Genomic DNA, 12,151 nt, shown 5'->3' on the forward strand with positions numbered 1-12,151 from the left:
TGCCGCTGAGGTTGGGCGGCATCCTCTTGCTATGGGCGGCGAAGCAGGATGAGTTTAACTATACATGCGCCGGGATAAGCGAGGAACAGCTGTCGGCCGTCGCCGAGGTGGCGGGCGCGCTCGATATTCGGCTGGGAGAGGTGAAAAGTGCGGTTAGAACGGTGCAGTCGGCGGCGGAGGGGGCTCAAGCGGGGAAAGTGCGGCTGCACGAAGAGTTGATTAGTTGTTTTTGCCACTGCAACTTCGTTCGCCAGTCGTGCAAGCTCAAACACTGCTACAACCCCCACAACCACGCTAGCCAACTGTGCAAGCTCAAATTTTGCTGCTACAACCCCCACAACCACGCTCGCCAACTGTGCTAGCTCAAATTTTGCTGCTACAGCTACCGAGAAGTTGGGCGCCTTCGCGGCGTTTACGACGCTCCTCCTCGCGGTCTACCGATTCGGCTGCCGCACTGGCAGCTCCTCCTCAGCGCGACCGCGCGATGCGAAATCCGCAGTTGCCGCCGGAGCTGTCCGGCGTGTTCGAGCTGCGCGCGGCGACGCGGTACCGGTTGCAGTAAGACCGGTGGCACAAATAAGAACCGCCGCGCATCGACCGTTTGCCCGTCGGTTGGTCGAATCTTGGATTCGACGCGGCGGTAACCGCGTGGTAGGCGGGCGTGAACCAGTCCGCGCACCATTCCCACACGTTGCCTGCCATATTGTAGAGGCCGTAGCCGTTAGGGGCGTACGCGTCGACGGGCGCGGTGCCCGCGTAGCCGTCGCTCTCGCTGTTTTTCACCGGAAACTTGCCCTGCCAGATGTTGCAGCGATGCTCGCCGCCCTCCTTCAGCAAATCCCCCCAAGGATAAGTCTTGCGGGCGAGGCCGCCTCTGGCGGCATATTCCCACTCCGCCTCGGTCGGCAGCCGCCCGCCGGCCCAACCGCAGTAAGCGGCGGCGTCGTTCCAGGTGACGTGGACGACCGGATGGTCCATCCGGTCCCCGATACCGGAGTCCGGCCCTTCGGGCTTGTCCCAGCTGGCGCCGTTCACGACGTACCACCAGGGCGTCGATTGCGGCACGTTGCTCACGCTTTGATTGACGGCTTCGGAGACGAACAGATGAAAGACGTAGGACCAGCCAAAGCGCTCCGCCTCGGTGACGTACCCGGTAGCTTCCACGAACGCTTTGAATTGGGCGTTGGTGACCGCATAGGCCGATAGGTAGAAGTCGTCTACCAGAACGGAGCGGGGCGGGCCTTCGCCGTCCGCGGGAAATCCGTCGGCCGCGTCCGTGCCCATGACGAACTCGCCGCCTGGGATCCGGATCATTTGCGCCTCAAGCTCGGGTCCGGGGGATGTTCCGAGGCTCGGAGGAGCGATCGCTTCAAGTTGCGGTGCGACGGCTCCGGTCACATCCGCTTGTACGGACGATCTGCGTGCGGCGCAGCAAGGGCTGACTTGCTCTTCCAAAGTTGATTCGCTCCATTCGCTAGGGATTGAAGAATGCTCCAAAAAAGCCGGCTAGCCGTAAAGCGCGATGCCGACCAGGCCGGACAGAAGGATAACGACGAACGGATGCTTGTGCAAATAGATCAGCGAGAACAAGGAGCCTGCGAAAATGGCGATCTGGCACCAGGTCCGCCAGTCCGGCGTTCCCGTCCACAGGCCGGCATGCCGCGCGAACGATACGGCTGCGTATACGATCAATCCGACCACGACGGCCCGCAAGCCGTAAAATGCCGCCGCCACCCGAGGATGATCGCGATAGCGAAAAAACAGCTTGCCTGCCGCAAGAATCAGGGCGAACGAAGGCAGTACGACCGCAAGCGCCGCCAAGGCGGCTCCGAGCCAGCCGGCCTGCTGATAGCCGACCGCGACCGCGATGTTGGTGGCGATCGGACCGGGCGACATGCCCGCGACGGCCACGATGTCCGCTAGCTGTCCGGCCTCCATCCAATGGTAGCGTTTCAGAATCTCTTCCTGAATGAGCGGGATCATCGCGTAGCCGCCGCCGAAGGAGACGAGCCCGACGAGGAGGAACATGGCGAACAGATGGATCAGCATGTCTAAAACCTCATTTGCTCAGATTATATCATGTAATCGAAGACCGGCTCTTTTTCCTTGATTTTCGGGCTTTTGCCCTTCATCCCGCGGAATTGTACCCAGAGGATGCCGGCGGTTGCGCCCAGCGCGACGACCCATAGCGGATGGATGCCGGTGAAAAGCAGGAGCGCGGCAGCCGCGGCCAGCGCGCCGGAGGCGAAGTCCACGATCGAAGATCGGGCGACCTTGATCGCCGCGAAGGCGATGAGCGCGGCGACCGTGGCGCGTATGGCGGTAAAAGCCGCTTCGATTTTCGGATTGTCCTTGAATTGAACGTAGAAGATCGACAAGACGATCATGAGGAGGAAGGTCGGCAGACAGATGCCGAGCAGCGCCGCGATCGCGCCGGACACGCCGCCGATCCGGTAGCCGATAAAGGCGGCCGAATTAGCCGCGACCGCGCCGGGCACCGTTCCCGATACCGCGAACAAATCGGCGATTTCCTCTTCGCGAAGCCACTGTTTCTTCTCGACGACCTCGCGTTCGATCGCCGGGATCAGCGCGTATCCGCCGCCGAACGTAAACGGGCTCATTTTCAGAAATACGAGGAAGAGCGAGAGATGGAGCTTTCTTTTATCGGTCATGGCAAAGCCTCCCGTCTCCATCAGTATATCATCTTTATTCCAAAATGGTATTAAGTATTTATGGTGTGGGCCATAATAACTTTTTATAGAAGATGTATAGCGACACTTAAATTCATTTTGGGATTAATCCGAGTGGAGGACGGGGTGTAGATCACCACAGGGCGTTTCGATATAATAAAAAGAATGATTGCAGACGAACGAACAAGCGAGCGAGGAAGTGCCCAGTCCATGAACCGCGCGAATCGAGTGCCTACGTCCAAGGAATTGATCTATCGCCATATCGCCGAGCAGGGCTTCGCTTCGAAGGCCGAGCTGCTGGATCGTTTCCGGATTCCGAGCAGCACGCTTACGCGCACGCTTGAAGAGATGACCGCGGACCGGCTGATCCAGGCTTCGGGCCTTGGCCCGTCAAGCGGCGGCAGAAGGCCGATCGTGTACGAGACGAACCCGGCTTTCGGTTACTTTTTCGGCCTCGAGATTTCCCGGTCGCATGCCTCGCTCGGCTTCTTCGACGTCCGCATGAACCCGATGTCGTTCACCCGCTGGCGCATGGACGAAGCGATGACGCCGGACAAGCTGATCTCGCATGCGGAGAAAACGATCAAGGCCATTCTGTTCGACCACAAGATCGAGCCAAGCCAAGTAAAAGGCTTCGGCATCGGCGCCGTCGGCCCGCTGGACCGCGAGCAAGGCGTCGTGCTTCGGCCGCTTCACTTCGCGGCGCCGGGCTGGCAGGACGTCCCGATCTGCCGAATGGCCGAGGAGGCGACCGGATTCAAGGCGCGCCTCGAGAACGGCGCGAACGCGGCGCTCATGGGCGAGCGCTGGGCGCTGCGGCGTTCCAATCCTCAGCATATGCTGTACGTGCATGCCGGGATCGGGCTGCGGTCCGCGATGATGTCGAACGGCCGGATCGTTCACGGCTCGATCGACTTGGAGGGCGCCGTCGGACAGATGATTATCCAGGCGGACGGCACGCGGCTGCACGATGGGGGCAACTTCGGCGCCTTGGAGGCGTACGCCTCCATTCAGGCGCTGGAAAAGCAGGCGCAATCGCAGGCCAAACTGGGACGCGGCGGCTGGACGGAGCAGCTGCGGCTCGCGCCGGATCAGATTCGCTACGAGGATCTGCTGCAGGCGCTAAGGCAGGGGCACCAGCCCGCGGTCGAGCTGTTCGACGGCGCGGCGGCCTATCTGGGCATCGGCCTCGCCAACATGATCAATATGTTTCATCCGGAGACCGTCATCCTTGGCGGATCGCTCATCTACTCGGACGAGCGATTTTATCGGACCGCCATCGAGACCGCGCGCCAGAACGTTTACTACTATCCGGCCTACCAGCCGGTCTTCACCAAAGGCGAGCTTCGCGAAGACGCAGTCGCCACCGGCGCCGCGCTCATGATGTGGAGGAGCATGGAGGTTTAAAAAGCACGACAAAAGCCGCGAAGACGGCAGGAGCGTTTCCTGCGCGTTTTCGCGGTCTTTTCTTTTACCCAAGCCGTCGCATGACTCGTTAGCACGATCGCCGTCAGCGGCGAAGGCGTCCGAAAAAGATTCGCAGGTCTCCGGCTAATGCTTCCGGTTGATCGTATGCGGCAAAGTGAGTGCCCCGCTCGAATTCCGACCAGTGAACGATATTCGTATTGTCCCGCTCGGCGAATCTACGGATGGACTTGAAGTCGTCGCCGAATACGGCGAGACCGGTAGACATCCCGTTCGGACCCGCGGCCGAAGCTTCCGGATCGTGCGCGTTCTCGTAATAGAGCCGCGTTGACGATTCTGCCGTATTCGTCAGCCAATAGATCGAAGCGTTCGTCAACAGCGCATCGCGATCGATGGCGTCGACGTGGTCGCCGAAACCGTTGAACATCTCCGCGATCCAGCTTAGCTGGCCAGCCGGGGAATCGGTCAGCCCGTAGGAGAGCGTCTGCGGACGCGTGGATTGGATGGCGTTGAAGCCGGCCCTTTCATGAAAGTTCGCCAGGAACTGAAGCCGCCGTCCGTCCTCCTCGGTGAGATCCGCCATCTCCGCGGGATCGCCGGACGGGAACGAGAACAGCTGAAGCACATGCAGGCCGATCAGTCCATCCGGTTGCTGGAGGCCCATTTCCCGGGATACGAGCGCGCCGCAGTCGCTTCCGTGCACGCCGTACCGGTCGTACCCGAGGCGCGGCATCAGCTCCGCCCAAGCCTTGGCGATGCGTGCGATGTTCCAACCCGAATCCAGTGTCGAACCGGAGAAGCCGAATCCCGGCACGGAGGGAATGACGAGGTGGAAGGCATCCGCAGGATTGCCGCCGTGGCTGCGGGGATCGCTGAGCGGCCCGATGACGTTCAGGAACTCCGCGATCGAGCTGGGCCATGCGTGGGTCAGCAGGAGCGGGAGCGCGTCCGGCTCGGGCGAGCGAACATGGAGGAAGTGAACGTTCGCGCCTTGGATCTCCGTCGTGAACTGCGGGTACGCGTTCAGGCGCGCTTCTTGCTTGCGCCAGTCGAAGCCGTTCTGCCAGTAATCGGCCAACCCTTTGACGTACTCGAGCGATACGCCGTATTTCCATCCGGCGCCGTTCAGCGCGTTCGGCCAGCGGGTTCGAGACAGCCGATAGGCCAGGTCGTCAAGATCGGATTGCGGGATTTCCACGCGGAAAGGACGGATGTCCGCGTGTGCTGCGTTGCGATTAAGTTGGTCTTGTTTCATTTAAATGCCTCCTTAGGATCTCTTCCGTTTCGTTATCAACCTTACATATCTCATGATAGCGCAGGGTTTCTGACAACAGTTTGTCAGGAAGAAACGGAGGTTCCCGAGAATAAAAAAGGCCCGCTCTCCGGGTATTCCGGGAAGCGGGCCTGCGCGCATCATGAGGGGTAATGAATGAGCGTAATATAGGTAGTGATCTGGCCGGTATTGTTCCGGTACGCGTGCGGCTGGTCCGCGGGGAAGCGCACGGCGTTGCCCGCGGAGACCGCGTACGTCTCGCCGCCGACCTCGACGTCGAGCGAGCCGTCCGTCACGACGATATATTCCTCGACCGCTTCGTTGTGCGGCTCCGATTCGTGGCTGCAGCCGGGATCCATGTTGACCGCGTACATTTCGAAGCCTTTGCGCTGGTCGAAGGGGAACATCGGAAACGCGCGGTAGGCGCCGTCTTCCTCTAAAAACGGCTCGATCTCGGCCATATCGACGAACGTGACATCCGCCTTTGCCTCTTCGATAAGCGACGTAAATGAAATCTTTAATCCGTTGACGATTTTCCACAGCACGGAAATCGTCGGATTGGAGTCGCCACGCTCGATCTGGCCGATCATCGCTTTGCTGACGCCCGTCAGCTCGGCCACCTGGTCAAGGCTAAGGCCGCGCGATTTGCGCACGGCTTGCAGGTTTTTGCCGACTTTCTTATGAATCGCGTCCATCGTAACCACCTAAGTCCCGTTATTTTCTCTCCATTATACCGAACGCAAGGCGAATATAAACCCATATAATTAGATTGTGCAATATATAATACAATTGTATAATATGTTGTACAAAGCAGATTTAACTCGATACGAGGGTGATGAGAATGCGGGAGAAAACGATGCTCGGCCTGGTCAAGCCGAATCGGGGACCGGGCGCGGCGCTGATGGAGGTGCCGGTGCCGGTCCCGGGACCCGAAGAAGTATTGGTCCGGGTGAAGGCGTCCTCGATTTGCGGCACGGATCTTCATATCTATAATTGGGATTCCTGGGCCGAGAGCGCGGTCGTTACGCCGAACGTTTTCGGACACGAGTTCGCCGGCGTCGTCGTTGACATCGGCGAGCGTGTGGCGAACGTCAAGGTCGGCGACCATGTCTCCGGCGAAGGCCACATCGTTTGCGGCACCTGCAAAGCTTGCCGTACGGGCAATGCGCATGTCTGCGCCCGCACGCGCAGCTTCGGCATCTCGGCGCCGGGCTGCTTCGCCGAGTATGCAGTGCTGCCGGCCGGCAATGTGATTCACAACCGGCCGGAGATGCCGTTCGAGCTGGCATGCTTGCAGGATCCGCTCGGCAATGCCGTGCAGACAGTGCTTGCCGGCGACATCGTCGGCAGGTCCGTCGCCGTGATCGGTACGGGCGCGATCGGGTTGATGGCGATCGCCGTCGCGCGCGCGTGCGGCGCGGGCAAGATCATCGCCGTCGACGTCCGCGCCAACCGGCTGGAGATGGCGAAGCGGATGGGCGCCGACGCGCTCGTCAACAGCGCGGAGACGCCGATGGCCGAAGCGGTTCGCGCGCTGACCGAAGGCGAAGGGGCCGAGGTCGTGCTCGAGATGTCCGGCCATCCGGCGGCGATCCGGGGCGGATTCGAGGCGGCGGCGAACGCGGGGCGCATATCGCTGCTCGGCATTCCGACGGACGATGTGCCGATCGATCTGGCGCGCCATCTCATTTTCAAAGGGATCAGCGTCCACGGCATTACCGGACGTCGTATGTACGAGACGTGGTACCAGATGAAAGGACTGCTCGATTCGGGGGCGCTGCGGCTGGACGGACTGGTCACGCATACGTTCACGCTGGACCGCTACGAAGAGGCGTTCGAGCTGGTGAAGTCGGGCAATTGCGGCAAGGTCGTCTTTACGCACGGTTGAGCTTTGAAGCGAAGATTGGAAGGAGTCGACATATACACGATGGCAAACTTGGACTTTTTATCGAAGGAACTCGAGCAGCTTCGGGCCGACGGCAGATACCGGCCGCTCACGGAATGGGAGGGCGGATCGGGCAGTTGGATGACGCTCGGCGGACGCCGGGTGCTCCAGATGTCCTCCAACAACTACCTGGGCTTGACCGCGCATCCGGAGCTGAAGCGCGCGGCGATCGAAGCGATCGAAAAATACGGCGTCGGCAGCGGCTCCGTCCGTACGATCGCCGGCACGCTCGACATACACGGCGAGCTCGAGCGCGAGCTGGCCGCGTTTAAGGGCACGGAGGCGACGCTTGTTTTCCAATCCGGATTCACGACGAACCAGGGCATCCTCGGGTCGATCCTGGGTTCCGACGATGTCGTGATCAGCGACGAGCTCAACCATGCCAGCATCATCGACGGCATCCGGCTGACCAAGGCGAGCCGCAAAGTGTACGCGCACAAAAATCTCGACCAGCTGGAGCACGCGCTGAAGGAGAGCGCGTCCTACCGGGCCCGCGTCGTCGTCACCGACGGGGTGTTCAGCATGGACGGCGACATCGCGCCGCTGCCCGCCATCGTCGAACTCGCGGAGCGGTACGATGCCGTCGTCTACGTCGACGACGCGCATGCCAGCGGCGTCCTCGGACGCAACGGCAAAGGCTCGACCGACCACTTCGGCCTTCATGGCCGGGTGCACATCCAGGTCGGCACGCTGTCCAAGGCGATCGGCGTATCGGGCGGATACATGGCGGGCTCCGCGCTGCTCAAAGATTATTTGATCCACAAAGCGCGCTCGTTTCTGTTCAGTACGTCGCAGACGCCTGCCGTCGCGGCATCGTGCCTGGCGGCCGTCCGCGTGCTGGGGCGCAGTCCGGAGCTGATCGATCGGCTGTGGAGCAACGCGAATTATTGCAGGGAGAAGCTCCTCTCGCTCGGCTTCGACTGCGGCATGAGCGAGACGCCGATCATCCCGATCATCGTCGGCTCGCCCGCGGACACGATGCGCTTCTCCGACGCGCTGCTCGCCGAAGGCGTGTACGCGCAGGGCATCGTCTACCCGACCGTCGCCATGGACAAGGGGAGAGTCCGCCTGATCGTGACCGCTTCCCATACGCGTGAGGATCTGGACTTCGCCTTGGACGTGCTGGCGCGCACGGGGCGAACCGCCGGGCTGATCTGATTCATGCCGCCGCCCTCGGCCGAATAGGATAGGAGGTATCCACACGGTCGAGGGGGTATGGGATTGGAGTATCGGAAATTGGGAGCCTCGGGACTTAAGGTCAGCGAGATCAGTTTGGGAAGCTGGCTGACTTACGGCGGCTATGTCGGCAAGGAAGCGGCTCGTCAGTCTATACTTAAAGCATACGATGCGGGCGTTAATTTTTTCGATACGGCCAACGTCTACATGCAAGGAGAAGCGGAGCGGGTCGTCGGCGAGGCGCTGTCGCGGCTCCCTAGGTCTACTTACGTACTGGCGACGAAGGTCAGAGGGCCGATGGGCGATCTGCCGAACCAGCAGGGATTGTCGCGCAAGCACATCATGGAGCAATGCGACGCCTCGCTCAAACGGCTGGGCACCGATTATATCGATCTTTACTACTGCCATTATCCCGACACCGAGACGCCTATGGAAGAGACTTACCGGGCGATGGACGATTTGGTGGGGCAGGGCAAGGTACTCTACGTCGGATTCAGCAACATGTCGGCGTCGGACATCAAGCAAGCCGTCGGCGTCGTGGAGCGGCGCGGCCTGCGCCCTATCGTCGCGAACCAGCCGCTGTACAATATGTTCGCGGCGGATATCGAGGCGGAGGTGCTGCCGCTATGCGACCGCCATGGCATCGGGCAGGTCGTGTACTCGCCGCTGGCGCAGGGCGTGCTGGCCGGCCGGTTCAAGTCGGTCTCCGACTTGACCGGCTCCGCCAGGGCGGCCGACGCGAACGGCGGCGAAGCCGTCCGGTCCTGGCTGAAGGAAGAATACGTCGACCGGGCGCGAATCCTGCAGGAGATGGCCTCCGACTTCGGGTTGACGCTGTCCCAGCTTGCGCTCGCATGGACGCTGCGCCATCCGCAGGTCGCCAGCGCCATCGTCGGCGCCAGCAGGCCGGAGCAGGTCGAGGAGAACGTCCGCGCCTCCGGCGTTCGGCTCAGCGGCGCGCAGTGGGCGGAGTTCGAGGCCGTGCTGGGCGGGTAAATCAATTGACTGCGAACGAAAGCCCTTGTATATCCGGCCTTTGCCGGAGACAAGGGCTTTTTCGCGATGGTCGGATTTGGTTCGCTTTCCCTTGCGCTGCGCTAGCCCGGGGCCGCGGATTCTGATCTGAAATAAATATCGGCACGCTCGCGGACGGACGAGGGCGAGCCGTTCGACTTCAGGGCGCACGTGCAGCGCGAAGGCGAGGGGAATGGAGTTTGAGGCAAGTGGTTCTACGAGGCGAACGCGAGTCCGCAGACCCGGCATCACGAGCATGAGCGGGCGGCATCCGCGATCGCCTATGCGATTCATCTTGCGGGAGGCGGCGCGGGCTGGAACGGTTGGGACGGAGTTTTAGAGGGAAATTGCCCCATGCTATAGAGTATGGTGTTGCAGATTCTGATTGCTATACTGAAAGAATCAGAACGAACAGAACGAACGAGGAGCGTGGGGATATGCGGGAAAACAAATACGACGACGAGCGTTTTTTTGAAAATTACAGCGCATGCCGCGGTCGGTCGGCGGCTTGGAGGCGGCCGGCGAGTGGAACGAGCTGCGTACGATGCTGCCGGATCTGGCGGGCAAGCGGATGCTGGATTTGGGCTGCGGCTACGGCTGGCATTGCCGGTATGCCCGGGAACAGGGCGCAAAGTCGGCGGTCGGCGTCGACTTGTCCGAGAAAATGCTGTCTCGCGCAAGGGAGATGACCGACGACCCCGCGATCTCCTACATGCGAAGCGGCATCGAGGATCTTGACTTCGCGGAAGGCGCGTTCGACGTCGTGCTGAGCTCGTTGGCGCTGCACTACGTAGCGGACTTCGGCGCCGTCTGCCGGAAGTTGTATCGGAATATTGCCGGCGGCGGGGCTTTCGTATTCACGGTCGAGCATCCGATTTTTACGGCTTTGGAAGCGCAGGATTGGCACTACGGTCCGGAAGGGGAGAAACTGCACTGGCCGCTCGACCGCTACCACGAGAATGGACCGCGGCTTGCGAGGTTCCTGGGACATGACGTCGTAAAATACCACCGGACCGTCGCCGGCTATTTGAACCCCTTGATCGAGGCAGGGTTCCGCGTCGACAAACTGTCCGAGCTGAAGCCGACGGCCGACATGCTGGAGCGGCACCCGGCGTGGGCGGACGAAGTGCGCCGTCCGATGTTCCTCTTGGTCGCGGCGACCAGAGTCTGATGCGGGCGGCGCGTTATTGTTGAAAGGATGCTATTTATGATAAAGGGTCGGCTGGCCTGCGACTGCTTCACGGACCGGCCGGTCCCCGATACGAATGGCGATGCCTGGAGGACGAGCTTCGGCGCCTTTTTCGGCGATTTCTTTATCGCCCGGACTCAGCGCTTCCTTCACCGAGTGCGCGATCGTATGCAGCACGTCGCCTACCTCGTGCGTCGTCTCGAGCAGCGGATCGACGGTGTTGATGCGTCCTTTAACGTCCTTAACGGTACGGTTAACGGTATGAATTAACGCCGTAGCTTCATGCGTAGCCTGAAGGGCGGAGCTCTTGACGTCGACCAGCGTACGGTTCGCCTCTTCTAGCGTCGCCATTGTCTTTTTCATCGTCTTGACGGCATAGATGACGAAGACGGAAAGGGAGACGGAAGCCAGCGCCGCGCTTTTGCCGCGCATCGGTCACGCCTCCCGTGACTTGTGGGGAATGACGAGTTCCTTCACGGGCGTCTGCACGTCGCCGTCCTTGGCGCTAATGTAGACGCGCATCTCTTCGGCAGTTTCGGGAGCGGCGACATCCGGCAGCGGAGGCTGCTCGAACGAGACGACGGTCGAGCGGGGTTCTACGGCGCCGTACGCCTGGAAAATGCTTTCCACGTGCGACCGGCCCTCGTCGTTGGTCTTTACGATGACGAGCAGATGATCCTGCTCGACCAATGTCTTGTAGATCTCCGCTTCGCGGTCCGGGATGCCGAGTCCGGCGAGACCGCCGATGAGCGTACCCGTGCTGCCGCCGACGGCGGCCCCCGCGATGACGGTCGCGATGGGGCCGGCCGCGAGCAGCGGGCCGAGACCCGGGATAAATAGCAAGCCTGCCGTGGCGAGGAGTCCGGCGGTTCCCCCGAGGAAGGCGCCCGCCACGCCGCCCGTGACCATGCCTTCCGCGCTGTTCGTACCGGTGACCGTGTCCACGTGATGGACGGCTTCGCGTTTATGGCTGACGACGGAGATATCGTCCTTGTTCCAGCCTGCCGCCTTCAGCGCTTCGATCGCGCCGATGACGTCCTGTTCATTCCTAAACGTCCCCACGATTGGTGTAAGCATCGCAATCGCCTCCATGCTGTTTTTTTCGCTGGCCGCGCCAGCTGAATACTGATACTTCACCAAGTCGGAAATGGAAATAACAGGGTGGACAAGCGGTGGGCGAAGTTTATTTTCGAGGGCTTGTCCGTCGGAAGGTTTGTCCGTCGGGAGGTTTGGTCGGCTGGCGTGATGCAGTGATCGTCGCCTTCTTCAGGAGAGGCGATGCGGAATTGGCGGGCTACGCGAGGTTGATCGCCTTCTGTAGAGGAGGCGATGAGGGCTGGGAGGGCTATGCAAAGCCGATCGCCTTCTGTATAGAAGGCGATGCAGGCTGAGAGGGCAGCGCAAAGCCAATCGCCTTCTGTAGAGAAGGCGATGCAGGC

At 61.2% G+C, this 12,151-nt stretch carries 13 protein-coding genes and 1 pseudogene; 6 read left to right on the forward strand and 8 right to left on the reverse strand.

Annotated features, from left to right (window positions below; translation table 11 throughout):
* Positions 1-11 precede the first annotated feature (11 nt).
* Positions 12-362, forward strand: a complete 351-nt coding sequence (locus BM235_RS08880; protein ID WP_110468850.1) for a hypothetical protein — start codon at positions 12-14, stop codon at positions 360-362.
* A gap of 106 nt (positions 363-468) precedes the next feature.
* Here BM235_RS08880 and BM235_RS08885 read toward each other — a convergent pair whose 3' ends face one another.
* From BM235_RS08885 to BM235_RS08895, 3 genes are read right to left on the reverse strand one after another with little or no spacing between them, the layout of a single operon-like run.
* Positions 469-1,482: a formylglycine-generating enzyme family protein gene (locus BM235_RS08885; protein WP_369803496.1), complete on the reverse strand. Its 1,014-nt coding sequence runs from the start codon at positions 1,480-1,482 to the stop codon at positions 469-471.
* A 24-nt stretch (positions 1,483-1,506) separates the two neighbouring features.
* Positions 1,507-2,049: a chromate transporter gene (locus tag BM235_RS08890; RefSeq protein WP_090111789.1), complete on the reverse strand. Its 543-nt coding sequence runs from the start codon at positions 2,047-2,049 to the stop codon at positions 1,507-1,509.
* Between the two features lie 23 nt (positions 2,050-2,072).
* The gene (locus BM235_RS08895; RefSeq protein ID WP_090111791.1) at positions 2,073-2,672 is read right to left on the reverse strand and encodes a chromate transporter; all 600 of its coding nucleotides are present in this window, start codon (positions 2,670-2,672) and stop codon (positions 2,073-2,075) included.
* Between the two features lie 228 nt (positions 2,673-2,900).
* On the opposite strand from BM235_RS08895, the gene BM235_RS08900 reads away from it, so the two are divergent.
* Positions 2,901-4,097: an ROK family protein gene (locus BM235_RS08900; protein ID WP_090111793.1), complete on the forward strand. Its 1,197-nt coding sequence runs from the start codon at positions 2,901-2,903 to the stop codon at positions 4,095-4,097.
* A gap of 103 nt (positions 4,098-4,200) precedes the next feature.
* On the opposite strand, the gene BM235_RS08905 is transcribed toward BM235_RS08900, so the two are convergent.
* Positions 4,201-5,370, reverse strand: coding sequence for an epoxide hydrolase family protein (locus tag BM235_RS08905; protein WP_090111795.1), 1,170 nt, complete (start codon positions 5,368-5,370; stop codon positions 4,201-4,203).
* Between the two features lie 158 nt (positions 5,371-5,528).
* Positions 5,529-6,083, reverse strand: coding sequence for a helix-turn-helix domain-containing protein (locus tag BM235_RS08910; RefSeq protein ID WP_090111798.1), 555 nt, complete (start codon positions 6,081-6,083; stop codon positions 5,529-5,531).
* A gap of 146 nt (positions 6,084-6,229) precedes the next feature.
* On the opposite strand from BM235_RS08910, the gene tdh reads away from it, so the two are divergent.
* The 4 genes and pseudogenes from tdh (at position 6,230) to BM235_RS08930 (ending at position 10,694) form a co-directional block, all read left to right on the forward strand.
* Positions 6,230-7,276, forward strand: a complete 1,047-nt coding sequence (gene tdh / locus BM235_RS08915; protein ID WP_090111799.1) for an L-threonine 3-dehydrogenase — start codon at positions 6,230-6,232, stop codon at positions 7,274-7,276.
* 39 nt (positions 7,277-7,315) lie between these two features.
* Complete coding sequence (locus tag BM235_RS08920; protein ID WP_090111801.1) at positions 7,316-8,491, forward strand: glycine C-acetyltransferase; 1,176 nt, start codon at positions 7,316-7,318, stop codon at positions 8,489-8,491.
* A gap of 63 nt (positions 8,492-8,554) precedes the next feature.
* Complete coding sequence (locus tag BM235_RS08925; RefSeq protein ID WP_090112254.1) at positions 8,555-9,505, forward strand: aldo/keto reductase family protein; 951 nt, start codon at positions 8,555-8,557, stop codon at positions 9,503-9,505.
* 455 nt (positions 9,506-9,960) lie between these two features.
* Positions 9,961-10,694, forward strand: a pseudogene (locus BM235_RS08930) (class I SAM-dependent methyltransferase).
* 30 nt (positions 10,695-10,724) lie between these two features.
* Here BM235_RS08930 and BM235_RS08935 read toward each other — a convergent pair.
* The 3 genes from BM235_RS08935 to BM235_RS32320 all read right to left on the reverse strand — a co-directional run.
* The gene (locus BM235_RS08935; RefSeq protein ID WP_090111803.1) at positions 10,725-11,144 is read right to left on the reverse strand and encodes a DUF948 domain-containing protein; all 420 of its coding nucleotides are present in this window, start codon (positions 11,142-11,144) and stop codon (positions 10,725-10,727) included.
* Between the two features lie 3 nt (positions 11,145-11,147).
* Entirely contained in the window at positions 11,148-11,789 is a 642-nt protein-coding gene (locus BM235_RS08940) for a general stress protein (RefSeq protein WP_158543709.1), read from the reverse strand.
* Between the two features lie 56 nt (positions 11,790-11,845).
* Positions 11,846-12,151 (reverse strand): hypothetical protein (locus tag BM235_RS32320; protein WP_218161354.1); only part of this gene is annotated, 306 nt, incomplete at its 5' end.

Source organism: Cohnella sp. OV330 (genome assembly GCF_900112065.1).
Classification (GTDB): Bacteria; Bacillota; Bacilli; order Paenibacillales; family Paenibacillaceae; genus Cohnella.